A 23727-nucleotide genomic window follows, 5' to 3' on the forward strand; every position below is an offset into this window, starting at 1 on the left:
GTATTTATACCAAAAATTTTAAAACGAAAACAAATTTAGGAATTTTTTTGCTCTTTGAGTCTTTGGATTTGTAAAAAACTCTTCAGGATCGCTCTCTTCTACGATTCTTCCTTCATCCATAAATATTATTTTATCTGCAACCGCCCTTGCAAAACCCATTTCGTGAGTTACTATTAGCATGGTCATGCCTTCTTTTGCTAAATTTATGATCACATCAAGCACTTCTCGCACGATTTCAGGATCAAGCGCAGCCGTTACTTCGTCAAACAGCATAAGATCAGGCTTCATACAAAGCGCTCTTACTATAGCGATACGCTGCTTTTGACCGCCGCTTAGCTCCTTTGGATAGGCGTATTTTTTATCGCTTAATCCGACCTTTTTTAGCCACATATCGGCTTCTTTTTCGACCTCTTTTTTGTTGCGTTTTTGAGCTTTTACGGGACCAAGTAAGATATTGTCTATGACGTTCATGTGATCAAAGAGCTCATAGCTTTGAAACACCATGCCTACATATTGTCTTATGCGCGTCCAGTCTTTAAAGTCTTTATTTATCGACTCTCCGTGTATGACTATCTCGCCGCCGTGTATCTGCTCAAGTCCGTTTATGCACCGCAAAGTCGTGCTTTTACCACATCCTGAAGGACCAAGTAGAACCACTACTTCGCCGCTTTTTACGTTTAAATTTATATCTTTAAGCGCTTGCGTAGAGCCATAAAATTTGTTTAAATTTTTGAGTTGCAATATCTGTTTGTCCATTAAATTCCCTAACCCCATCTCTCTTCAAGTCTCTTTGAGAGCTTTGAAATAGGATAGCATATAATAAAATATAGAAAAAATATAAATCCGTATATCCAAAACGGCGCCATATTGTTTGTAAAAACATGATTTTCGATGATTTGCTGTCCGACCTTAACTACCTCCACGACACCTATTAGCACCACTATCGAGGTTGTTTTAATCATCCTGCTTAGCAAATTTACAGCCCCCGGAACCAAACGACGCATGGCAAGCGGCACGATTACGTTTATGTAAATTTGAGTCTTGCTAAGACCTAGCGACGCCGCGCTTTCAAATTGATGTCTTGGTATGGAAGTGATAGCTCCACGCACTATATCCATCATCTCAAACACTCCCCAAACGCTAAATACCAAAAGCGACGCCGTAAATGCGCTTATGTGAATTCCCAAGGCTCTGCTTACACCAAAGTAAAATATAAAAAGCCAAACTATAGTCGGCATAATGCGAATAATCTCAAGGCAAATTTTGCAAATCATATATATAAATTTGTTTTTTGAACTCATCACTATGCCCATGATAAGCCCGCCGATGATCGATATGACGATAGATATGATAGAAATTTGCAAGCTTACGATAAGCCCTTCGCCAAGTCGCATTAAATTTTGCGCGTCAAATAAAATACTAGCTCCTTGCAACCCTCATCCTTCTTTCAAGCCATGTCAGCGCAAGCGATATAGGCAAGATAATAACAAGATAGCTGATAACAAGCATAAAAAGCGCCTCATCGGTTTTATAATAAAGCCCGATGAGATCCTTTGCGACATAGACTAGATCCGCAAGAGCTACTATGCTGACTATTGAAGTTTCTTTAAGTAAAAATATTATATTTGCGCTTATTGACGGTAGGGCGACGCTAAAAGCTTGTGGCAATACTACATATCCAAGAAGCTGATGATCGTTTAATCCTATACTCAACCCCGCTTCAAGTTGAGATTTTTTTACCGACTCAAACCCGAGCCTAAAACTCTCCGCCATGTAGCTTCCTCCAAGAAAGGTAAGCCCTATAACAGCGCATGAAAACGAGCTTATATTTATGTCCAGCTTTGGCAAACCGTAATACAAGAAAAACAGCTGTATAAGAAGCGGAGTGTTGCGAGAAAGTTCGATATAGCCATTAACTATAGGCACTAAAGGCTTGATCTTATAAAATTTAATCATCATACAAAATATACCGACAAGGATAGAAAAGACTATCCCCCAAAAGGCTAGATTTAGCGTCAAAATTCCGGCCTTTATAAACATCGGATAAAATTCTTTTATAAACTCAAAATCCATAAATTTGACCTATTGTTTAAAATTTGCGAGATTTTAGCGTATTAATACTAAATTTAAAGACAAAATTAGTATTAATACGACTACCGAAAGAAAAATTTATTTTTTAAGCATAGGTTTGTATGGTCCAAATCTGTGAGCGTTTTCGTCAAAGCCGTCGTTGTAAGGCCCCACATCCATATCCATAGGCTTTACGTCAAGATCGGGGAAGTCTTTTTCGCGACCTTGTTTGATAGGTCTAGGGTGAGAGTTCATATAAGCCGTTACGTCATACGCTTCTTCCCAGCTTAGAGTCGCGTCGCCTTGAGGCATGGTTGATTTTACATATTGAGCGCCTTTTATTAAGCGGTACATGCCAGCTCCCGTGTTGTAGCTGTCATCTCCCCAAAGTGCGGGAAATATATAATAATCTCCGCCGTTTGCAAAGTCTGGATTTATCATGCCTTCTCCGTTTTCACCGTGGCATGAGGCGCATCTTGCAGCGTAAATTTCTTTTCCTTTTTTAGGATCGGCCGCCCTATCTATGTACTCGGCCTTAACGAGTCCTTGACCCTTGACCTTTGCGCCTACCTCATATCCGCTTGATAGCCAGTGCATATAAGTTACCATTGCGCGCATCTCTTTTGAATTTGCAGGTATCGGCTTGCCCGACATCGAGCGCTGAAAGCAGCCGTTTATGCGGTCTTGTAGGGTTACTACCTGATCAGCTCTTGAGTTGTATTGAGGAAATCTAGCCGTAATTCCTACGAAAGGAGAGTGTCCCGGCTCAACTCCGCCCTTTGAGTGGCAGCTTGAACAGGATAAGTTGTTGCCAGCAAAGCGCTTTTTCTCGTCTTTTGCTTGAGGACCAAGATAGCGCGAGGTCTCGTTTAGTAGCTTTGAGCCGAATATAACTGTTTTTGCATAAGGAGAGTCGCCAAGCTTGGCTTCGTCTATTATGCCGTTTTCATCAATTCCCACAGGAAGCCTGAATTCCTGAATTTTTACTTCAAACGGATAAGCGCTTTTAGCCTTATCTTTGGCTGCGTCAAACGCAAAAGAGCTACTTATCAAAAGCGGCACAGCCATCAGTAAAACACTGTTTTTCATAAAATCTCCTTATGGTTAAGTTATTTAAATTTTATTTAAAATATACTAGAAAATATTACAGCAATTTAATGTAGAGATTCTTTAATTTTTAAAACTAGAATTTTTTTAATATGTTACAATTAGCTTTAAAATTTTCGTATTAAGAGTGTCGATGGATATTTTTCAATTTATCGGATTTCTAGGCATGATTTGTATTGTTCTTGGATATTTACTGCTTCAGATAGGAAGACTTACAAGCAACGACTTAAGCTATCAGCTTATAAATTTAGCAGGAGCGATACTGCTTATCATCTCGCTTCTTGTGCATTTTAATCTAGGCTCTTTTTTGATAGAGGTTTTTTGGATATTCATAACGCTTTATGGAATTTTTAAAATTTACAAAAACAGATCAAGGAGTGAAATTTGAGAGCTTATGCAGAGTGGGAAAAACAAGAGCTTCTGTTTTTATCGTTACCGCACGAAAACAGCGACTGGAAGCCGTATTTGAACGAAATTTTAGATAGTTACGAAGCGCTTGTGGCGGCGATAACTCCTTTTCAAAAGTGCGTTTTGATATGTCCCGATGAAGGAATTTTTAACTCACGATTTGCCAAATTTGATAATGTTGAGTTTGTTAAGATTGATACCGATGATACGTGGATACGCGATTACGGCATGATTGACGTTGAAAACGGAGATAAAATTTTAAGCTATGATTTTAAATTTAACGCATGGGGCGGGAAATTTGAAAGCTCAAAGGATAATGCCGTAAATTTAGAGCTTATTAAGCGTTTTAAGACAAATTTGCAAGAAGTTGATTTCATCCTAGAGGGCGGAAGTATAGAATTTAACGGACAAGGCACTTTGCTAACGACTGAAGCTTGCCTGCTAAACGATAATAGAAATTCCAAATTTAGTAAAGATCAGATTGAAGAGAGGCTAAAAGAGCTTTTTGGCTTAAATCGTATTATCTGGCTTAAGCACGGCTTTATAAAGGGCGATGATACCGACTCTCACATAGATACTTTGGCTAGGTTTATCTCGCCTGATACGATTGCTTATGCTTGTACGGATGATAAAAATGATGAGCACTATGAGGAGCTTGAAAAAATGAAGCAAGAGCTTGAAAAAACGGGTTTTAACCTCTTGCCGCTTCCGCTTCCTAGCCCTAAATTTTACGAAGGTAAAAGGCTAGGGTGTACTTATGCAAATTTTATCTTTGTAAACGGTGCTTTGATCGTGCCTACTTATGATGATAGAAACGATAAAATCGTGCTTGAGCGCCTTGCAAAAGCGCTTCCAAATCACAAAATAATAGGCGTAAATTCGCTCGTTTTTGTTCGTCAAAACGGCTCGCTTCACTGCTCAAGCCAAAACAGATACGAAGGCTCGCGCTAGTAAATTATCTTGGCGAAATGAGATGAGACGAGATAAAAGACGGTGTTGCTAAGATGTCGGCAGAGCAAATAAAATCTAAAAATGAGCGGCAAGACTCTACATCAAATAGCTTGAAAACGGAAAAAAATTTACAACGTTTAGCGGTTATTACCGCCGGGGCTACGGCATTTTTGCTGGCTATCATTAAACTTATCTCAGGCATTTATAGCGGCTCCATATCCGTGCTTAGCTCCGCTATTGATTCTATGCTTGATTGTCTTATATCGGTGCTAAATTTCTTTGCGCTTAAGAAGTCAAACGCTCCGGCAAACGATAAATTTAACTTCGGCTACACCAAGCTTGAAGCCTTGGCGGCGCTTTTTGAAGGGGCTTTAATCATCGCAATCGGTGTTTTTATATTTTATGAAAGCGCTATTAAATTTACCGCCGAAGAGGTTAGCATAGATGTCAATACCGGTCTTTACGTTATGGTTTTTTCTTTAGGTGTTACGGGAATTTTGGTAGCGTTTTTAAGCAAAGTAGCTCAAAAAACTCAAAATTTAATCATAAAGGCAGACGCTCTTCACTATAAGAGCGATTTTTTCACGAATTTAGCCGTAGTTGCCGCTCTTTTGATTATCAAATTTACTGGATTTACGATAATAGACGCGATTTTTGGCGTTTTAATAAGCTTTTATATAGTTCATTCTGCTATAAATTTGTTAAAAGACAGCGTTTTAGTCCTTATGGACAGGGCGCTTGAGCCTGAAATTATAAAGCAGATAGAGGAGATACTCTCTTTAAAAAAGGAAATTTCAAGTTTTCACGGACTTACCAGCAGAAAGAGTGCAAATGATTGCTACATCAGCGTTCATCTTGTATTTGATAAAGAAATTTTACTAATCAGAGCTCACGACATATCAGACGAGATAGAAGAGCAGATTAGGAGCAAATTCCCGCAGTTTGAGTGGCATATCATCACTCATCTTGATCCGTATGACGATAGGTAGTATAAAGAGCGATTTATGAGGCGTTTATCCTCTTTGATGTATAATTTTTAAAATTTAAATTTAAGGTAAAATTATGAAAGTAGCTTTAATTCAGCAGAAATTTCACGGAACCAAAGAGGCGACAAACCAAAAGACTTTAGATCTCATTAAACAGGCCTCAAGCCAGGGCGCCGATCTTGTGGTGTGCCAAGAGCTTCATCAAACGCAATATTTTTGTCAAAGCGAGGATACGGAATTTTTTGATTTGGCAAACGATTGGCAAGACGATGTGAGGTTTTGGGGCGAGGTTGCTAAATTAAACGGCATAGTTTTGGTTACTTCGCTATTTGAAAAGCGTGCAGACGGGCTTTATCATAACACCGCTTACGTATATGAAAAAGACGGCAAAGTTGCGGGCAAATACCGCAAGATGCACATACCTGACGATCCGGGATTTTACGAGAAATTTTATTTTACACCCGGAGACATTGGATTTGAGCCGATACAAACGAGTCTTGGCAAGCTTGGCGTTTTAGTTTGCTGGGATCAGTGGTATCCTGAGGCTGCTAGACTTATGGCTTTGCGTGGAGCGCAAATTTTAATATACCCTACGGCGATAGGATGGTTTGAGTCTGATACCGATGCTGAAAAATCTCGCCAGCTTGAGGCGTGGGTAGCCGTTCAGCGCGGTCATGCGGTAGCAAACGGTTTGCCTGTGGTGGCGGTAAATCGCGTAGGATTTGAAAAAGATACAAGCGGAGTTATGGATGGCATAAAATTTTGGGGCAATAGCTTTGTATTTGGACCTCAAGGAGAGGAAATTTTCCGCGCCGATAACACAAGCGAACTATGCGAGATAGTGGAAATCGATATGAAAAGAAGCGAAGAAGTGCGTCGAATTTGGCCTTTTTTAAGAGATCGAAGGATTGATGCTTATGCGAATTTGACAAAGAGATTTATTGACTGAAAATTTTAAGATATTTTATTACTGCAAAATTTGCTATAAAATTTAGACTTAATCAAATTTGCTCAGATATATTGAGTTAAATTTGATTAAATTTGTTTGCGAGAAAATTTATGATAGCGATTTATTTTAGCTCTACTGGCAATACCAAATACTGCATTAATCAATTCATAAGCTACCTTCATGAGGATGTTTTAGCGGTTTCGATTGAAGATGTTGCTTGCGCTAAACATTTAAGCAAACATCAAGATGTCATTCTTGCGTATCCTATTTATTTTAGCGACCTGCCAAGGATTGTGCGCGAGTTTCTTTACAAAAACAGCGCAAATTTTAATGGCAAAAATGTATTTATAATCTCTACGATGGAGGCTTTTAGCGGTGACGGGGCCGGATGTGCGGCTAGAATTTTAAAGAAATTCGGCGCAAATATAACGGGCGGAGCGCATATAAAAATGCCCGGATTTATCCTTGATGTGGGCATTTTTAGCTATTCGCACGAGAAAAACGAACGCATAATCAGTCAAGCTTCTATTAAAATAAAACACCTTGCAGAGCTGTTTATGGCGGGCAAGTATCCTAGACACGGACTAAGCTTGTTTCATCAAATAGCGGGATTTTTAGGGCAGCGACTTTGGATGAAAATTTATGACAAGACACTATTTAGTAAGAGTAAGCCCACTCTTGATGAAGCTCGTTGCACGGGTTGTGGCAGTTGCGTGAAGCCTTGCCCGATGGCAAATATAAGCTTAGTTGCTACAAAGGCTAAATTTGATGATAACTGCACACTTTGCTATAGATGCGTAAATATATGCAACCAAAAAGCCATAACAATACTCGGTAAAGCAAAAAATTTAGAAAAGTCAATTCCTGCTAGATTTTAGGCTTGTGAATTTGGAATAAGTAGCCTAAAATTCAGCTTTTACTCTCTCTTAAATTTAACACTTCTTTTTGCAAATGCTTTAGAAATTTATATTAAATAAAACTTAAGAAATTATTTTTTAAAGTTAAAATGTGTAAAATTAGCAAAAATTTTAAATAAGCCGTAAAAAATTAAATGGATTTTTCATAAAAAACTATTTTTTTGTGATACGATAAAAAATCCAAAATTTATGATAAAGGATTGGCTATGAAAAAGACATCTTTAGTTTTAGCAGGGCTTCTTTTTGCTTCTACACTTGGCGCAAAAGAGTTTATATCTATCGGCACGGGCGGAATGACTGGTACTTATTATCCTGTCGGAGGCGCGATTTGCCGTCTTGCAAATAAAGATCCTCAGATAAAATGCTCCGTGCAATCAACCGGAGGCTCTATATATAACGTAAATAACGTACTTAAAAAAGAGCTAAATTTCGGTTTCGTGCAAAGCGACGTAGTCTATGATAAATACAACGGCGTGGGCAAATTTAAAGATATGGGCGATAAAAATTTACGCGCTGTAGTGTCAATCTATCCTGAACTTTTGGCGTTTGTAGTATCAAAAGCAAGCGGAATAGCTTCGATAAATGACCTTGAGGGCAAAAATATAAACGTAGGAAATCCGGGAAGCGGTAATGAAATGACGGCTCTTACCGTGTTTAACGCTTACGGCTTTGACGCTAAGAAGCTAAAACATCACGGCGTTTTAACGGCTCAAGAGTGTCCGCACGCACTTAAAGATAAAAAAATAGACGGATATTTTTACATGGTAGGTCACCCTACGGCAAACATCACTGACGCCGCAAATTCAATGCCTATTGATATCGTAAATATAAGCGGCGAAAATATCGATAAGATGCTTAAAGAGTTTCCTTATTTTGCAAAAGGTGTAATACCAAAAGGCACTTACGAAGGCGTTGATAAAGACGTAGAAAGTATCGGTGTTAAGGCCGTTTTAGTAACAAATAAAGATATGAGCGATAAGGCCGTAGCGGCTGTCGTTAAGGCAATACTAGATAACTTTGACGAGTATAAAACACTTCACCCTGCGCTTGGTGCGGTAACAAAAGAGTCTTTGGTCGAAGGACTTTCGGCTCCGCTTCACCCTGCTGCTGAGGCTGAGTTTAAAAAACACGGAATAATAAAATAATATAAATCAAATTTAAAGGTAGGTGTATGGAAGTTGGAAATGTAGCGGCGCAAGAGAAAGAGGAATTTGTAGAGGTTAAGACAAGAGAGATAAACTCGAATTTTTATCTTTATCTAACAAGTATAATCTGCTTTGCGTGGTCGGTTTTCCAGCTTTACATAGCCTACTTTCCGATGAATACGACTATGTCGCGATCCGTTCACTTTGCATTTGCGATAGGGCTTGTGTTTTTGCTCTATCCGCTTAAATTTCATAAAAAGGCTCACACGAGCATGCCGATTTATGATATCGTCCTTTGCGTCGTGGGTGTTTTTGCGGCTCTTTATCCTTTTATAGAATTTTACTCTTTGGCTCAAAGACCGGGTGATTACACTAAAGTTGATATTGCGGTGTCGTGCATCGCCGTTTTGATACTGTTTGAAGCGGGCAGACGCGTGATAGGTCCTGCTTTAGGCATTATTGCCGCTATATTTTTAGCGTATGACTACTTTGGTCAGTACATGCCTGATATCATAGCTCATCAAGGTGCGAGCCTAAATAAGCTTGCAGGACATATGTATCTAACGACCGAGGGTGTATTTGGCGTGCCTCTTGGCGTTAGCGTTAGCTTTATCTATCTGTTTGTATTGTTTGGTTCGTTGCTTGAAAGGGCTGGAGCGGGGCAGTATTTTATAAATTTGGCCTTTGCGATGCTTGGCAGATTTAGAGGAGGTCCTGCTAAGGCCTCGGTTATTGCTAGCGGGCTAACTGGCATGGTTTCAGGAAGCTCTACGGCAAACGTCGTAACGGTTGGAACATTTACCATACCTCTTATGAAAAAAGCGGGTCTAAGCAGCACTAAAGCGGGCGCCATCGAAGTTGCTGCTGGTGTAAACGGTCAGCTTATGCCACCTATCATGGGCGCAGCAGCATTTATCATAGCCGAATTTTTGGGCATGAGCTATACAAATGTAATGATAGCTGCTGTAATTCCTGCATTTGTCTGCTATATGTCGCTGTTTTTTATCGTGCATTTGGAGGCTTGTAAGCTTGGGCTTAAAGGCATGCAGCACGATAAGAATTTCTCAAGATTTAAAATTTTTGTAAGCGGAATTCACTATCTGATACCGATTTTAGTTCTATTATATACGCTTTTGATAGCAAAAGAATCGCCTATCTCCGCTGCTTTTAACGCTATTAACGTATTATTTTTGATAATAATATTTCAAGAACCTATTAGAAAATTGGCGTTTAAAGAAAAAGTTAGCAAAAACGACTTTATTATTGGCTTTGCCGATATCTTTTGGGCGATGGTCGGTGCAGCTAGAAACATGACTACAATTGCTATAGCAACGGGTTTAGCCGGTATCATCGTAGGCTCTATCTCGCTTACGGGTGTCGGTCAGGTGCTGTCTGAAGTAGTCGAGACGCTAGCCGGAAACAACATCGTGCTTATACTGTTTTTAACGGCGATCATGTCTCTCATCCTTGGCATGGGGCTTCCGACTACGGCTAATTATATCGTGGTAAGCTCGCTTGTGGCTCCCGTAATTTTATTTTTAGCTTATAAAAACGGCTTTTTGATACCTGCGATTGCGGTGCATCTGTTTGTGTTTTACTTTGGAATTTTAGCAGACGATACCCCGCCTGTCGGAATTGCAGCTTACGCTGCTGCAGGAATTGCCAAAGCAAATCCTGTAACCGTCGGTGTTCAGGGATTTTTTTATGATCTAAGAACGACTATTTTGCCGTTTTCATTTGTGTTTAATAACAAATTGCTTCTTATCGAGAGCGTAAATCCTGCTTCTCCAAGCGACGCCAAGGGCATAGTTTGGATAACAAATCCGGCCGAGATACTTCTCATATTTTCAACTGCACTTATAGGCATGTTTGCTTTTGCATCGGCACTTCAAGGTTATTTTGTTACTCGCGTTCAAATTTGGGAGCGAGCCTTACTTATGCTGGTTGTGCCGCTAACATTGGTGCCAAATATGTGCGCTAAATATATCCCGTTTATCGCAAACGAATATATCTCTTATGTTATTGGAGCCGGGATTTATTTCGCTCTTTTTGCGTATCAGTGGATAAAAAACAAAAACGAGAAAAAGGCGCTTGTGATATAGGCTATGCTTAAAGCTTATGCGTCTTTAATAGGCGCTACTTTCATCGTTGGATTTTCGTTTGCTTTTGTAAAAATTTCACTTGATAGCGCAAGCGTATTTGAAAGCCTTGCGCATAGATTTAGCATAGCTTTTCTTGCTGTTTTGATCTTACTTAAATTTGGCATTATTAGTGCTAAATTTAGCTTGCAGGATTTAAAGCAAGTGGCGTTTATCGCGGCTTTATATCCAAGCTCGTTTTTTGCTTTTCAGGCATTTGGGCTAGTTTATACAAGCTCGCTTATGGCGGGAGTTTTACATGCATGCACACCTATCATGACGATGATTTTTGCGCAAATTTTTATCAAAGAGCGAACAAATTTACTCCAAAAGCTCTTTATCTTGATATCTGTTTTTGGCGTAGTTTATATACTTGTAATGTCTGGAAATTTAAGCGCAAATTCAAGCTTTTTAGGCAACTTTTTGATCCTGCTTTCAGTGGTTGCCATCTCGCTTTATAATGTTTTCACAAGGAAAATTTTAGTCAAATTTGAGATATCAAAGCTCGTTGCTATAATGGTTTTTATCGGATTTGTCTTTTTTAACGGTTTAAATTTGATCGATTTTATTTCAAGCGGACGTGATCTGAAGCTTTATTTTGTGCCATTTTTAGAGCTTAAATTTAGCTTTGCGATAGCGTTTTTAGCTATCTTTAGCTCTGTATGCACATCCTTTTTATTTGGCTACGCATTAAAGCATCTTGAGGCTTTTAAAGTTGGCATCTTTAGTAACCTTTCGACTTTGATAACCATCATCGCGGGAGTCGTTTTACTAGATGAAAAATTTGAAATTTATCATTTTATAGGGACAATTTTGATAATCTTAGGCGTTTTAGGTCTTAACTTATCAAATTTAAACAGGAAACAAGAGTGAAGATAGCTATTTTTGACTCAGGGCTTGGCGGACTTAGTGTGCTAAATGAGGCTTTAAAGAAATTGCCAAACGAGCAGTTTTTATACTATGCCGATAAAGACAATGTCCCTTACGGTCTAAAATCAAACGAGGAAATTTTAAAATTTACAACCGAAGCGGTAAAATTTATGCAAGAGCAGGGCGCAAAGGCTATAGTTATCGCTTGCAATACAGCTACAAGTGTCGCCATAAAAGAGCTTCGAGCGAATTTTAACCTGCCTATCATCGGTATGGAGCCCGCCGTAAAAAAGGCCGTTGATACATGCAAAAAAGCAAGAACTCTTGTCATTGCAACACCCGTTACCGTTAAAGGAAAGAAGCTAAAAGAGCTTATAGCTCGCGTTGATAGCGACCACCTAATCGATCTAGTTGCACTTGCAAAGCTGGTTGAATTTGCCGAAAATGAGGAGTTTAACTCGCCTAGAGTGAAGGAGTATTTGCAAAGCGAGCTTTTGAAATTTGATCTGTCGCTTTACTCGTCATTGGTGCTTGGCTGCACGCATTTTAACTACTTTAAAGATAGTTTGCGCGAAATTTTACCAAGTCATATAAGGCTACTTGACGGCAACGAAGGCACTGTAAATAAGCTTAAATTTGAGCTTGAAAAACTAAATTTGCTTGAAAACACCCCTGCAAATGTGGAGTATTTTTATTCAGGTAGAGCGGTAAAAGAAAGTGCTGAGCTAGATAAGATAGATAGATACCTAGCTCGCCTTGAAAAGATGCTTTTGATAGAGTAAATTTGCGAGCTTAAATTTCAAACTCGCAAATTTTGGTGCTAAATTTTATAGCTTATGTGATCTATCAAGATCGCTAGCCCACTCACATCCCAGCTTATCGCCCGCATTGCAGGACTTGTCAAAAAACTCTTTTGCTTTTTTGAAATTTGAGCGTTCAAGATATGCAGAGCCAACTGTGCTGCACGCATAGCCTTGCCCGAGTTCGCACGCTTTGGTAAAGAGCTCTTCTGCTTTTTTGGAGTCAGCCTTAATCGTTTCGCCAAGCTCATACATCCCGCCTGCTTGCGAGCAGCCTTCGCCCGATCCTGCTTCGCAACCTTTGATATATAGCTCAAGCGCTTTTTTAGAGTCTTTATTTACAAATTTGCCGACTTGATACATGGTGCCTAGTTTTGAACACGCATCAGCATTTTTATTTTTGCAAGCGGTGCTAAATTTCTCAAACGCCGTTTTAAAATCAGCATTTTGATAGGCTTTTAATCCGTCTTCAAAATCCCCGCTCATCGCAACCATAACCGCAGCAGATAGCATTAATATCTTTTTCATTTGATCTCCTAAAATTTGAGACATTTTATCATAATAAAAATTATACTATGCTAATATAGCAGATTATATAACGGCTTTGTTTAGGCGCTTTTCGCGTTCTTTGAAATCGCTCATTAAAGAGCCGATATACTCATAAAAGCTCTTTTGATGATGCGGGTATATGAGATGGGTTAGTTCGTGAAGTATGACGTATTCGATTAGACCCGGCTCTTTTTCGATGAGGTTTAGATTTAAGTTGATGTAGCCTTTGTGATAGTTACAGCTTCCCCAGCGTGTCTGCATTTTTCGTATCACGACGCGGTTTATTTTTCGGTTTATGATAGGGGCAAATTTATCGATAAATCCGCTAAAAACTCGCTTTGCTTCGCTTTTTTTAAACTCTTCTAGTCTCTTTAAATTTGCAGCTAAAATTTGATCATCCGATATCAAAACGGAGCTTAAATTTTCATCAAATTTTATCTTATAAATTTTACCAAGCAAGCAAAACTCATCATCTTTTGGCAAATTTGCAGAAATTTGCTCATGCGTTTTAGTAAGCCAATCTTTATGAGTGTTTAAGAAATTTATGGCTGTTTTTTGTGTAGTATAAAACGGCAAAGAGCAAGAAATTTTGCCTTGCTTATTTATTTTAAGCCTTATATTTCTTGCTCTTTTTGTAAATTTTAAAAATACTTTAAAATCTAAAAAATCAATTACGCTCTCTTTTGTCATTTTATGCCAAAGAGCGTATCAGTCAAGCTGTCTTGATGTCTTGTGGAACAAGGTTAGGGCGATAAATATGAATGCCAAAACACAAGAGGCGATTAGTGCGTAAAATCCACCGTCCCATCCAAAGACATCTACCAATTTACCCATTACATATCCCGCACTTGCCGAGCCTAGCAAATATCCAAATAGTCCCGTTAGGCCGGTTGCGGTACCGGTTGCCACTCTAGGGACAAGATCGGCAGCCTGAAGTCCTATCATCATAACAGGTCCGTATATCAAAAATCCGATCGCAACCAAACAGAGGTTATCTACTAAAGGATTACCGGCAGGGTTTTTCCAGTAAACCACTATAGCGATTAAGACGCCCACCAAAAAGAGCAGCATAGGCGGTGCGCGGTGACCTTTGAAAACTTTGTCGCTTAGATATCCGCTGGCAAGCATACCGAAAATTCCAGCGTATTCGTAGAGGAAATACGCCCAGCTTTGCTTATCTACGGTAAAGTGCTTAACCTCTTTTAAGTATGTAGGTGCCCAATCTATGATGCCGTATCTAACGAAATAGACAAATATATTTGCTATCGTGATAGCCCACAAAAATTTGTTATTGATGATATATTTGTAGAAGATATCTTTTGAGCTTAGAGTGTGGGCTGATTCTACCTTTTGGATATGCTTTTCTCCTTTATACTCTTCAACAGGCGGTAAGCCTACGGATTCAGGCGTATCTCGCATGAGATAAAACATCACGAAGGCTAAGACTATGGCAATTAATGCAGGCAAGTAAAATAGAGATTGCCAAACGCCAAAAATGGAAAGTCCAAGTATAGCAAGAGGTCCTATAAGTCCGCCTCCTAAGTTGTGAGAGACGTTCCACCAGCTCCACCATACTCCGCGCTCCGATGTAGAAAACCAGTTTGTCATGCTCTTTGCGCCTGGAGGATAGCCCATGCCTTGAAACCAGCCGTTAAGTGCGCCAAGAATTATCATAGTTCCTATAGATGAAAGCACTCCGGGAACCAAGCCAAATATAAGACTCACTATTGCCGAACAGATAAGTCCTATCGCCATAAAATACTTGGGGTTGCTTCTATCCGAGATGTTTCCCATGATAAATTTACTAAAGCCGTAAGCCATAGACAGCGCCACACCGACTTTGCCTAAATCAGCCTTGCTAAAGCCGTATTCGTCGATAAGATAAGGAATTGCTAGAGAGAAGTTTTTGCGGATGAGGTAGTATGCCGCATAACCTATAAATACACCGGCAAAAATTTGCCAACGAAGTTTTTTATACTCCGCATCAACACGAGAAGGCTCTACTTTTTGCGTTGATGGAGGAGAAGCCTTTAGAAATGAAAACATATTTCTCCTTGTTAAGTAGTAAATTTAAATAAAAACACGCCATTTTATCACAAGGTAACTTTAAAATTTGCTTTATTGTATAAATTTAAGATTTGATTAATATATTTAACTTGACCTCACACAAGCCGTTTTGACTGCCATTTTCTACTCTTCCATCGCCAAGTATTTACAAGGCCTCTTAACCACTCGTCAGCTACAAATCCGATCCAAACTCCAATAATTCCCATACCTTGAACTATGCCAAGATAGTATCCAAGCGGCAAGCTAACGCCCCACATGAAAATAAGCCCAGTTATAAGCGGAAATTTCGCGTCTCCCGCGGCACGAAGCGAATTTACTATGACGATGTTAAAGGTTCGTCCCGTCTCAAGAACTATAGAAAGCGCAAACAACGGTAGCATGATCTCTTTTAGCTCGGCTGTCAAATTTAGCCTGTCCATAATGATCTCTTTGCCAAAGTATGCGACTAAAACCACGATAGTGGTGGCTATAAAGCCAAGCTTAAGTGCGTAAAACGTCCTTTTATAAGCGTCATCAAACCGCATGGCGCCTACTAAATGCCCCACGATGATCTCGTTTGCCACACTTATACTAGCTCCGCAAAGCAAGATCAAAAGTGTGATCTGAAAGTATATGGTCTGCACGCTTAGACTTGCTTCACCCATGCTTGCCACAAAACCAAATGCTACCATGTATTGCGCCATCCAGAGTAAATTTTCTCCCGCACTTGGAAGTCCGACGGATAAAATTTTACGCAAAATTTTAAACGGCAGGCTAACTAGCATTTTTATATAAATTCTAACTTTAGCCGTGCGAGAAAGGATGATAAAAAGCATTATAAGCGCAACTAGCCTTCCGACGAGAGTTGATACGCCAACTCCGTATAATCCGTAGTTTGGAAGCCCAAACCAGCCAAAAAGAGCTATCGCGTTGCCAAGAAGCGTAATGACATTCATTAAAACGGAGACAAGCATAACCTGAAATGCGAAGTTATAGACTCTAATAACCGCCGCAAGAACCATCCCGACTCCGTCAAAAAATAGCGCTATGCCAAGAACGTGTAGGTAGTTAAAGCTCTCGTCTATCAAATTTTCAGGCACTTGTAAAAGCTCTAAAACTTCATGCCCGTAAAAGTAGATAAATATCGCTGCAGTGATGCCAAAAATCGTGTTAAAAGTTATGCTTGCGTGTATAACTCTGATGGCTAAATTTTTGTTTTTTGCGCCCAAGGCTTGAGCGACTACGACAGAGCAACCAACGCTTAAAAAACTAAAAATCGTCATAAAAAGATCCATGACTTGATTGCCCGCACCCATTGCGCCCACTAGATGAATGCTTACTTTTGTGACCATGTAGGTGTTTATGATGAGCGTTATGAAGTGTAAAAACATATCCAAAAATATAGGAATCGTAAGCTTTCTAAGCGAGAGGTTCATAAATTTCTCTTTTGTACAAGGGGTTAAATTTAAGGGCTAATTATATCAAATCATCTGCGTTAATTATGCTTAAATTCTTGCTGTTAAGTTAATTTAAGCCTTTAAATTTTAAAGCTACAAAGCGATGTTTGTAAATTTGAATTTTGATTTAACTGATAAGAAATAAAATTTGCAAATTTCATTAAATTGGCATTTGTAACTTTGTGTGCAACAAAGCTAAACATTATCCCTCATTTATGCCTAAAATAGGCTTTTTATAATATTTTTATTAGCTTACTTAAGTATAATCTTTGCAAATTTAAATTTAACGGGTGCGAAATGGAAAAGAGAAATTTCACTTCAAGATGGGCCTTTATCATCGCTTCGGTAGGCTCTGCTATAGGCATGGCAAACGTCTGGGGGTTTCCTTACAAGGTAGGGACAAACGGTGGAGGCGCATTTTTGCTTATATATCTGTTTTTTATCGCGATATTTTCATATGTGGGACTTTCGGCCGAATACGCTATCGGCAGGCGAGCTAAAACAGGCACTCTGGGCTCTTACGAGTATGCTTTTAGCACGCGCGGACTTGATAAGATAGGCAAAATCGTAGGCTGGATACCGCTGGCAGGATCCATGTGTATAGCCATAGGCTATGCCGTCATTATCGCTTATATCCTAAAGGCGCTTACTCAGGCTATCACTGGCTCTTTAATGAGCGTTGATACAAATACCTGGTTTGAGTCTTTTGCTTTGAGTGATTATTCGGTCATTCCTTTTCACTTTATAGTGGTTGCGGGCACGCTCTTTACCCTTCTTTTTGGCGCAAAGAGCATAGAAAAGACAAATAAAATAATGATGCCTCTGTTTTTCGTGCTGTTTTTTATACTCGCCATTAGAGTTGCTATGCTTGACGGGGCTTTTGAAGGATATAAATTTATCTTTAGAGGAGGCTGGGATAAGTTAAGCGAGCCTATGGTCTGGGTAGCTGCGATGGGGCAGGCATTCTTCTCGCTTTCTATCACGGGATCTGGCATGATAGTTTATGGAGCTTATCTATCTAAAAAAGAAGATATTGTAGATTCTGCTAAGAAGACGGCGTTTTTTGATACTCTTGCGGCGATGACGGCTGCGCTTGTAATGATACCTGCGGTATTTGCTTACTCTATGGATCCGGCTGCCGGTCCCGGGCTCCTTTTTGTAACTTTGCCTAAAATTTTACAAGATATGCCCGGCGGGCAAATTTTTGCGATTATTTTATTTACGGCAGTGATATTTGGCGGTATAACGTCTTTGCAAAATATGTTTGAGGCTGTCGCCGAATCGATAATGCACAAATTTCCAAACATAAAACGCGTGCCTATGCTGATTATCTTGTGCTTGGTTTGTTTTGGCATAGGTGTAAACATGGAAGCTATTAGCAAATGGGGTCCTTGGATGGATTTCGTATCTATCTATATCATCCCTATCGGTGCGGTCATAGGCGCTATATCTTGGTTTTGGATTATCAAAAAAGAAGAGATAATGGACGAGATAAATACCGGCGCGGCTAAAGCTCAAGGCGCGCTTTGGTATAGCATAGGAAGATATATCTATGTGCCGATGGCTCTTACGCTTTGCATAATTGCACTTAGCATGCAACACTCGTTTTAAGGGTTAAAGTGGCGTTAGTCGATCTTATCGAAGTCAGTAAGAAATTTGGCGCTAATGAAATTTTAAATCAGATAAATTTCAGTATAAACGAGCGTGAGATCATAGCCGTCATAGGCAAAAACGGAAGCGGCAAGAGCACTCTTATAAAGCTTGTGGCAGGAGGAAGCTATGAGCCTGATACGGGAAGGCGCGTAGTGCAAAACGGCATAAAGGTCGAGATGCTTGCGCAAAATCCTAAATTTGATGAAGGTATAAGCATCAAGGAGGCTTTAAATTTAGAGCTTAAAGAGATATTTGACGCTAGAAGCGAGTATGCAACCGTGCTTGAAAAGCTTGCTGACAATCCAAGCGATAAGGAGCTTAATTTAAGGCAAGATGAACTTATAAAATTTATAGAAGCGAAAGATGGCTGGCAGATTGAGCGAAAGATCGAGCAGGTTTTGATCGAATTTAAGCTAAAAGAGTATGAAAATAGGGCGGTTTCTAGCCTTAGCGGTGGTGAAATTCGCCGCGTAGCACTAGGCGCTTTAATCCTTAAAAAGCCAGATGTGCTCTTACTTGATGAGCCGACAAACCACCTTGACGTATATATGGTGCGCTTTTTAGAACAGATGCTTAAAAGCTCAAAGCAAACCATCGTATTTATAAGCCATGATCGATATTTTATCGATGCTTTGGCGACTAGAAGCGTTGAGGTCGAGGAGGGCAAGCTTCGAAGTTTTGACGGCGGATATGCTAACTACTTAGCTAAAAAAGAGGAAATTTTACTCTCTTTGGCCAAATCTCACGAGACATTGCTAAAACAGCTTAAAAGCGAAGAGGAGTGGCTAAGACGCGGAGTTAAAGCTCGCCTTAAGCGCAACGAGGGTCGCAAAGAGCGCGTTATGCAGATGCGTGAAGAAGCCAAGAAAAATCCCGGCGTTATCAGACGAGTAAGACTTGAGCTTGAGCGTGCGAGTAAAAATTTCAACCAAACCCACTCGACAAATCGCAAAAAAATGCTTTTTGAGATTAAAAATTTAAGCAAAAATATCGGCGGTAAAATTTTATTTGAAAAATTTGACGCGCGGGTATTGCAAGGAGAGCGTATCGCTATAGTAGGGCGAAACGGAAGCGGCAAGAGTACCTTGCTAAAAATTTTGCTGGGACTTGATAAGCCAAGCGGCGGCGAGATTAAGCGTGGCGATGTGAGGATAGGGTATTTTGATCAGGCAAGAAGTGCGTTAAGCGACGAAAAAAGCCTTATAGAGGTATTTTGTCCAAACGGTGGAGATAGGGTGCAGGTGCGCGGACGAAATATGCATGTGTATGGGTATCTTAAAAATTTCCTCTTTCCAAAGGAGTTTTTGGATAAGCCAATCGGCGTGTTAAGCGGAGGGGAGAAAAACCGCGTTGCGCTTGCTTTGCTTTTTGCTGGCGAATACGATGTGCTTGTGCTTGATGAGCCGACAAACGACCTTGATATAGCAACTATTAATATTTTAGAAGATTATCTGCAAAGCTTTGAAGGCGCTATCTTGCTTGTTAGTCACGACAGGTATTTTGTGGATAAAATTTCATCTAAACTTTGGGCTTTTGAGAGCGCCAAAATAGAAGTGATTCATCAGGATTATAGCGTTTATCTTGAGCTTGAAGATGAGCTAAACGAGCTTGATAAATTTGAAGCCGAGATTAGCAAAGATAGCGAAAATTCGGCCGAAAAACAAAAGAGTAAGAGTAGAAAATTAAGCTATAAAGAAAATCAAATTTTACAAAATCATCCGGATAAAATCGCTGTTTTAGAGACTCAAATTTCAAAGCTAAATGATGGACTCAGTGATCCAAATGTTTATCAAAAAATAGGACTAACAAAGCTTTATGAGGAGCTTGAAGCTGCTAAAAAAGAGCTTGAAATTTTAGAAAACGAGTATTTTGAAGTTTTAGAAATCGCTGAAAATTTGGATAGTTAAAAAAGAAATCCAAGCGCTACTAGAAATTTAAAAGAAGTAGCTATTGCACTATATTTTGCGTAACAAAACTATAAAGTCTTTTATATTTGCAGTTAAGATATAGCTTTTATTTGCGTGTGATATATTCAAGTCGTATTACTACTAAGCCTTACTAAAGCTTCAAATTTTGTTTAAAGCCTATCTTCAAATTTTAAATTCGCAAGTTTATTCACGCCTCTTAAATCCTCTTTGCTCAGCATGACGTAAAATTTCTTTGTGTTTGGCAGGGCGCTATGAAATTTAACCAAAATTTCATCTTGCTTTTTGATCTGAGCTTGCCAAAAGCTATCGGTTTGAGCTTGCGGAATGATTTGATTTATAAAAATTCCTCCGACTTTTATGCCGAATGTCTCTAAAGTTTCGTTTGCGCGCAGGGTTTCAAAAAGGGGCAGAGCCTGAGGTATCATAACTAGATAAATCGAAGTTAGGCTAGGATCTTTTAGCGTTTGGTTTGCTTCATTAAAGAGTTTTTTACGCTCATCAAGACGCTTTAAGGCTTGCTGCCATCTTAGCTCTTTGCTTGGTGCGAACGGATTATGCTCGTAGTTTTCTTTCTTCTGCCAAAAGACCTTAGCTGCACCCGCTACCTTTTCGCGATCCTTTTGGTGTCTCATAAGCCCTTCGCTCCACGCCGACATAATGCTAGGCATGGATAAAAGCCTGATCGTATGTCCCGTAGGAGCGGTATCAAATACGATATGATCGTAGTCTTTTCTGTCTGTAATAAGCTCGCATACTTTTTCAAGAAGTGCGGCTTCCTGAGCTCCCGGAGTGTCTTTGGATAGCTCTAGGTGTTGCTTTATCTTAGGAAACATCTCCGGCTTTGAGTAGGTCTTTAGTGTCTCTTCGATGTTTTTGAAGTGTTCGTTTGTGATAAGGGTCGGATCAAGTTCAAGAGCGTCTAAATTTGCGCTTACATTTTTTATCTTGTGACTTAGCTTTACGTCAAGCGCATCGGCTAGACTGTGAGCCGGATCGGTTGATATGATTAGTGTTTTTTTGCCGCTTGCAGCTAGCTTGGAAGCTATCGAGGCAGAGATGGTGGTTTTACCGACTCCGCCTTTTCCTCCTATAAATAAAATAGGCGTCATCAGCAACACCCAAAGTGCTCAATCGGGGAGCTTTGCATACCCATACGTTTATGCCATGCGTGAAATTCCTCAAGCAAAAACGGCAAAGTTTCTATGGTATAAAACGAAACGGGATTTTCTATGCCGAGGCTTTCTGCAAAAACCATCAGCATAAAAAAATCATTTTCTTCTTGATAGCTCTTTGTTAGAGCGCTTCTATAAGGGGCGTTGTAGTATTCGCTAAGCCCATCTAAAAACGCTTTTATCTGCTCTTTCATTTGCTTTTAAATTCTTTTTTAAGTACCGAAAAGCTTTCTAGGCAAACTAAGATCGTAGCGCCCAATATGATACAATCAAGCGTTATAAGCAGCCAGTTGCTCTTGTTGTAAAAATCCACAAGCTGAAGCAGCAAACCTACAAAAGTAACCGAAAGTAAGAAAACAAGCGGTATAAGAGTGTATCTGATAGCGCCTTTTTGTCTTAGTATCATAACGGTAATTATAAGCAGAGAAAGACCCGCCATAAGCTGGTTTGTGGTGCCAAATAACGGCCATATGATCATGCCTCCCTTGCCGTCGATACCGCCTGCGCCAAATGCTAAAAGCAAGCACGAGCCTACTGCAAAAAGAGTAGCAACCTTGCCGTTTTTTAAGAAATTTAAGTTATAAACTTCACCCCACTCTTGAAAGATGTATCTTTGAAGTCTTACGCCCGTATCCATAGTAGTTCCTGCAAATAAAGCCGCCATAACCGTTAGCATCGTTGCTGAAATTTCAGGGCTTAGTCCGATACCTTGGCTCAAAATTCTTCCACCGCCATCGATAAATGCTCCTATGCCGCCCTTGCCAAACGAGCTATATACGCCTTCCCATTCAGCCAAGCTTGCAAAGCCCGCAGTCGCCGCAAGTATAGCCGCAAGCGCTAGCAGACCCTCTCCAATAGCTCCGAAGTATCCTACAAATCTAACATCCGTTTCGTTTTTAACCTGTTTTGCCGTAGTTCCTGTAGAAACCAGTCCGTGAAAGCCTGATATAGCACCGCAAGCTATGGTTACAAAAAGAAGCGGAAATAGCGACGGAGTGCCGGCAGGGACGTTTGAGTTAAATGCAGGAGCTACGATATCCGGAGAAACTACTAAAAATGAGAAATAAAGCGCTCCAAGACCGATGAATAGCTGAAGCCCGTTGATATAGTCTCTTGGCTGAAGAAGCATCCAAACAGGCAAAGTTGAAGCTATGGCTGCATAGATAAATAAAATAACTATCCAAGCGGCATTGGCATCAAGCCCAAGAACCTTATCGGGTAGAGCTAGCGGAACGCTAGGTCCGATAAATATCAGAGCATAAAGCGCAATTACGCCAATGAGTGACACGATAGGAAGGTTGAATTTAAATTTATAAATAGCCTGTCCGATAAAAAACGCAACCACAAGCGCACCCCAAACAGGAACGACGGACGAAGGAGTTTTTATCATCATTCCTGCGATAACTACGGCAAATACGGCATTTACCATAAGCAAAAGCAAGAATATAACCACCATCATAAGGCTTCTTGCGCGTTTGCTTAGAATTTGCCCTGATATGGTACCTATAGAGTAGCCTTTATTTCGTACGCTAGCCCAAATTGTGCTCATATCATGCACGCCTGCAAAAAATATCGTTCCCAAGATAACCCACAAAAACGCAGGCAACCAACCCCAAATAACTGCAATCGCAGGACCTACGATAGGAGCAGCGCCGGCAACTGATGTGAAGTGATGACCCCAAAGGACGAATTTGTTTGTCGGGACATAATCAACGCCGTCTTCAAATTCTTGCGAAGGGGTTTTGAAATTCGGATCAAGCTTTAAGATCTTTTGAGCGATAAATTTTGAATAGATGAAAAATCCGATCGCAAAAGCACTTAAGCCAACAAAGAGTAAAACCAAAGAATTCATCTTGTATCCTTAATTTTGGCATATTTAAAAATTATATTTAAAAAGGCTTAAAGGTTGCTGTTTGGATTATAAATTTAATAATATTTATATTTTTTATATGTTTTAATGTTTCAAAATGAGACTAATTTATTAAATTTTTAGTTTAGATAATGTGAATTTTGGGGTGTAAATTTGTATAAATAGCCGTATTGAGCAAAGAATCAAGAGAGCCGAAGCCCTCTTGAAAGGAGGATGTTATGAAGCTTTTTTGCCAAAAATAGAGAGCAAATTTGAGCCTATTTTTGCTATTAGGCTTGGTTTTTTATTTACGCTTAGCAGGTATTTTGCCACTTCGCTTCTACCAAACATCACGGCAAAAGTGTGAGGCGTAGCTCCCATGCCGTTGTTTGCGTTTATGTCCGCACCCGCTTCAACTAGAGCCTTTACCACATCCAAGTATCCTTTAAATGCAGCTCCCGCAAGAGGGGTTTGCCCTCTGTCGTTTCTTTCATCTACTAGTGCGCCGTTTGCTATTAGCATTTTTACGGTATTTATGGAGTTATTATAGCTTGCAAGCATTAAGAGCGTATCGCCTTTAGCGGATTTTAAATTCACACTAAGTCCCGCTTTTATCATCTTTTCAAGCTCGCTCGCTTCGTCTTTTCTTGCAAAATCAAGCGCCATGAGGCAAAGTTCGTTATACCTTGCCTCTTCTTCTTTGCTAATCTCTAAATTTCTATCACTCATAAT

23 protein-coding genes are annotated in these 23727 nt (G+C 39.8%); 11 read left to right on the forward strand and 12 right to left on the reverse strand.

Annotated features, from left to right (window positions below):
* Positions 1–18 precede the first annotated feature (18 nt).
* From CORI_RS04030 to CORI_RS04045, 4 genes are all read right to left on the reverse strand, one after another.
* The gene (locus tag CORI_RS04030) at positions 19–756 is read right to left on the reverse strand and encodes an amino acid ABC transporter ATP-binding protein (RefSeq protein ID WP_173030908.1); all 738 of its coding nucleotides are present in this window, start codon (positions 754–756) and stop codon (positions 19–21) included.
* 8 nt (positions 757–764) lie between these two features.
* The gene (locus CORI_RS04035) at positions 765–1394 is read right to left on the reverse strand and encodes an amino acid ABC transporter permease (RefSeq protein ID WP_211436675.1); all 630 of its coding nucleotides are present in this window, start codon (positions 1392–1394) and stop codon (positions 765–767) included.
* A 25-nt stretch (positions 1395–1419) separates the two neighbouring features.
* Positions 1420–2073, reverse strand: a complete 654-nt coding sequence (locus CORI_RS04040; RefSeq protein WP_173030909.1) for an amino acid ABC transporter permease — start codon at positions 2071–2073, stop codon at positions 1420–1422.
* A gap of 96 nt (positions 2074–2169) precedes the next feature.
* The gene (locus CORI_RS04045; protein WP_173030910.1) at positions 2170–3159 is read right to left on the reverse strand and encodes a c-type cytochrome; all 990 of its coding nucleotides are present in this window, start codon (positions 3157–3159) and stop codon (positions 2170–2172) included.
* 151 nt (positions 3160–3310) lie between these two features.
* On the opposite strand from CORI_RS04045, the gene CORI_RS04050 reads away from it, so the two are divergent.
* From CORI_RS04050 to murI, 9 genes are all read left to right on the forward strand, one after another.
* Complete coding sequence (locus CORI_RS04050) at positions 3311–3565, forward strand: hypothetical protein (protein WP_169941354.1); 255 nt, start codon at positions 3311–3313, stop codon at positions 3563–3565.
* Positions 3562–4536 carry an agmatine deiminase family protein gene (locus CORI_RS04055; protein ID WP_173030911.1) on the forward strand — a complete coding sequence of 325 codons (975 nt, stop codon included), beginning with the start codon at positions 3562–3564 and terminating at the stop codon, positions 4534–4536. Before CORI_RS04050 ends, CORI_RS04055 begins: the two co-directional genes overlap by 4 nt.
* 53 nt (positions 4537–4589) lie before the next feature.
* Entirely contained in the window at positions 4590–5525 is a 936-nt protein-coding gene (locus CORI_RS04060; protein ID WP_173030912.1) for a cation diffusion facilitator family transporter, read from the forward strand.
* 73 nt (positions 5526–5598) lie between these two features.
* Positions 5599–6471 carry a carbon-nitrogen hydrolase gene (locus tag CORI_RS04065; RefSeq protein ID WP_173030913.1) on the forward strand — a complete coding sequence of 291 codons (873 nt, stop codon included), beginning with the start codon at positions 5599–5601 and terminating at the stop codon, positions 6469–6471.
* 110 nt (positions 6472–6581) lie between these two features.
* Complete coding sequence (locus tag CORI_RS04070; protein WP_173030914.1) at positions 6582–7349, forward strand: EFR1 family ferrodoxin; 768 nt, start codon at positions 6582–6584, stop codon at positions 7347–7349.
* Between the two features lie 245 nt (positions 7350–7594).
* Positions 7595–8533, forward strand: a complete 939-nt coding sequence (locus CORI_RS04075) for a TAXI family TRAP transporter solute-binding subunit (protein ID WP_173030915.1) — start codon at positions 7595–7597, stop codon at positions 8531–8533.
* A 26-nt stretch (positions 8534–8559) separates the two neighbouring features.
* Positions 8560–10635 (forward strand): TRAP transporter permease, encoded by a 2076-nt coding sequence (locus CORI_RS04080; RefSeq protein ID WP_173030916.1) that lies wholly within the window; start codon positions 8560–8562, stop codon positions 10633–10635.
* Between the two features lie 3 nt (positions 10636–10638).
* Entirely contained in the window at positions 10639–11544 is a 906-nt protein-coding gene (locus CORI_RS04085) for a DMT family transporter (RefSeq protein ID WP_173030917.1), read from the forward strand.
* Positions 11541–12323, forward strand: a complete 783-nt coding sequence (murI, locus tag CORI_RS04090) for a glutamate racemase (protein ID WP_173030918.1) — start codon at positions 11541–11543, stop codon at positions 12321–12323. The genes CORI_RS04085 and murI overlap by 4 nt, the downstream gene beginning before the upstream one ends.
* A gap of 45 nt (positions 12324–12368) precedes the next feature.
* Here murI and CORI_RS04095 read toward each other — a convergent pair whose 3' ends face one another.
* From CORI_RS04095 to CORI_RS04110, 4 genes are all read right to left on the reverse strand, one after another.
* Entirely contained in the window at positions 12369–12869 is a 501-nt protein-coding gene (locus CORI_RS04095; protein WP_173030919.1) for a tetratricopeptide repeat protein, read from the reverse strand.
* 63 nt (positions 12870–12932) lie between these two features.
* The gene (locus CORI_RS04100) at positions 12933–13580 is read right to left on the reverse strand and encodes a M48 family metallopeptidase (RefSeq protein WP_173030920.1); all 648 of its coding nucleotides are present in this window, start codon (positions 13578–13580) and stop codon (positions 12933–12935) included.
* An 18-nt stretch (positions 13581–13598) separates the two neighbouring features.
* The gene (pgtP, locus tag CORI_RS04105) at positions 13599–14936 is read right to left on the reverse strand and encodes a phosphoglycerate transporter protein PgtP (protein WP_173030921.1); all 1338 of its coding nucleotides are present in this window, start codon (positions 14934–14936) and stop codon (positions 13599–13601) included.
* A 116-nt stretch (positions 14937–15052) separates the two neighbouring features.
* A complete protein-coding gene (locus CORI_RS04110; RefSeq protein WP_173030922.1) occupies positions 15053–16372 on the reverse strand; it encodes an MATE family efflux transporter in 1320 nt (439 codons plus the stop codon).
* Between the two features lie 318 nt (positions 16373–16690).
* Here CORI_RS04110 and CORI_RS04115 point away from each other — a divergent pair, with 318 nt between their 5' ends.
* Both CORI_RS04115 and abc-f read left to right on the forward strand, forming a co-directional pair.
* Positions 16691–18004 (forward strand): sodium-dependent transporter, encoded by a 1314-nt coding sequence (locus tag CORI_RS04115; protein ID WP_173030923.1) that lies wholly within the window; start codon positions 16691–16693, stop codon positions 18002–18004.
* Positions 18005–18012: 8 nt separating this feature from the next.
* A complete protein-coding gene (gene abc-f / locus CORI_RS04120; RefSeq protein ID WP_173030924.1) occupies positions 18013–19953 on the forward strand; it encodes a ribosomal protection-like ABC-F family protein in 1941 nt (646 codons plus the stop codon).
* 170 nt (positions 19954–20123) lie between these two features.
* On the opposite strand, the gene CORI_RS04125 is transcribed toward abc-f, so the two are convergent.
* The 4 genes from CORI_RS04125 to CORI_RS04140 form a co-directional block, all read right to left on the reverse strand.
* Positions 20124–21083 carry an ArsA family ATPase gene (locus CORI_RS04125; protein ID WP_173030925.1) on the reverse strand — a complete coding sequence of 320 codons (960 nt, stop codon included), beginning with the start codon at positions 21081–21083 and terminating at the stop codon, positions 20124–20126.
* Positions 21083–21340, reverse strand: coding sequence for a cory-CC-star protein (locus CORI_RS04130; RefSeq protein WP_173030926.1), 258 nt, complete (start codon positions 21338–21340; stop codon positions 21083–21085). The genes CORI_RS04125 and CORI_RS04130 overlap by 1 nt, the downstream gene beginning before the upstream one ends.
* Positions 21337–22998, reverse strand: a complete 1662-nt coding sequence (locus tag CORI_RS04135; protein WP_173030927.1) for a carbon starvation protein A — start codon at positions 22996–22998, stop codon at positions 21337–21339. The genes CORI_RS04130 and CORI_RS04135 overlap by 4 nt, the downstream gene beginning before the upstream one ends.
* A 234-nt stretch (positions 22999–23232) precedes the next feature.
* The gene (locus CORI_RS04140; RefSeq protein WP_169973802.1) at positions 23233–23724 is read right to left on the reverse strand and encodes an ankyrin repeat domain-containing protein; all 492 of its coding nucleotides are present in this window, start codon (positions 23722–23724) and stop codon (positions 23233–23235) included.
* Positions 23725–23727: the final 3 nt, after the last annotated feature.

This window comes from Campylobacter sp. CCUG 57310, from assembly GCF_013201975.1.
Taxonomy (GTDB): Bacteria; Campylobacterota; Campylobacteria; order Campylobacterales; family Campylobacteraceae; genus Campylobacter_A; species Campylobacter_A canis.

Excerpts from the sequence above, each read along its gene's own strand:
- CORI_RS04030 (WP_173030908.1), bottom strand. The coding sequence starts at position 756 with ATGGACAAACAGATATTGCAACTCAAAAATTTAAACAAATTTTATGGC.
- CORI_RS04035 (WP_211436675.1), bottom strand. The coding sequence starts at position 1,394 with ATGCGACTTGGCGAAGGGCTTATCGTAAGCTTGCAAATTTCTATCATA.
- CORI_RS04040 (WP_173030909.1), bottom strand. The coding sequence starts at position 2,073 with ATGGATTTTGAGTTTATAAAAGAATTTTATCCGATGTTTATAAAGGCC.
- CORI_RS04045 (WP_173030910.1), bottom strand. The coding sequence starts at position 3,159 with ATGAAAAACAGTGTTTTACTGATGGCTGTGCCGCTTTTGATAAGTAGC.
- CORI_RS04050 (WP_169941354.1), top strand. The coding sequence starts at position 3,311 with ATGGATATTTTTCAATTTATCGGATTTCTAGGCATGATTTGTATTGTT.
- CORI_RS04060 (WP_173030912.1), top strand. The coding sequence starts at position 4,590 with ATGTCGGCAGAGCAAATAAAATCTAAAAATGAGCGGCAAGACTCTACA.
- CORI_RS04065 (WP_173030913.1), top strand. The coding sequence starts at position 5,599 with ATGAAAGTAGCTTTAATTCAGCAGAAATTTCACGGAACCAAAGAGGCG.
- CORI_RS04070 (WP_173030914.1), top strand. The coding sequence starts at position 6,582 with ATGATAGCGATTTATTTTAGCTCTACTGGCAATACCAAATACTGCATT.
- CORI_RS04075 (WP_173030915.1), top strand. The coding sequence starts at position 7,595 with ATGAAAAAGACATCTTTAGTTTTAGCAGGGCTTCTTTTTGCTTCTACA.
- CORI_RS04080 (WP_173030916.1), top strand. The coding sequence starts at position 8,560 with ATGGAAGTTGGAAATGTAGCGGCGCAAGAGAAAGAGGAATTTGTAGAG.
- CORI_RS04085 (WP_173030917.1), top strand. The coding sequence starts at position 10,639 with ATGCTTAAAGCTTATGCGTCTTTAATAGGCGCTACTTTCATCGTTGGA.
- CORI_RS04095 (WP_173030919.1), bottom strand. The coding sequence starts at position 12,869 with ATGAAAAAGATATTAATGCTATCTGCTGCGGTTATGGTTGCGATGAGC.
- CORI_RS04100 (WP_173030920.1), bottom strand. The coding sequence starts at position 13,580 with ATGACAAAAGAGAGCGTAATTGATTTTTTAGATTTTAAAGTATTTTTA.
- pgtP (WP_173030921.1), bottom strand. The coding sequence starts at position 14,936 with ATGTTTTCATTTCTAAAGGCTTCTCCTCCATCAACGCAAAAAGTAGAG.
- CORI_RS04110 (WP_173030922.1), bottom strand. The coding sequence starts at position 16,372 with ATGAACCTCTCGCTTAGAAAGCTTACGATTCCTATATTTTTGGATATG.
- CORI_RS04115 (WP_173030923.1), top strand. The coding sequence starts at position 16,691 with ATGGAAAAGAGAAATTTCACTTCAAGATGGGCCTTTATCATCGCTTCG.
- CORI_RS04125 (WP_173030925.1), bottom strand. The coding sequence starts at position 21,083 with ATGACGCCTATTTTATTTATAGGAGGAAAAGGCGGAGTCGGTAAAACC.
- CORI_RS04130 (WP_173030926.1), bottom strand. The coding sequence starts at position 21,340 with ATGAAAGAGCAGATAAAAGCGTTTTTAGATGGGCTTAGCGAATACTAC.
- CORI_RS04135 (WP_173030927.1), bottom strand. The coding sequence starts at position 22,998 with ATGAATTCTTTGGTTTTACTCTTTGTTGGCTTAAGTGCTTTTGCGATC.
- CORI_RS04140 (WP_169973802.1), bottom strand. The coding sequence starts at position 23,724 with ATGAGTGATAGAAATTTAGAGATTAGCAAAGAAGAAGAGGCAAGGTAT.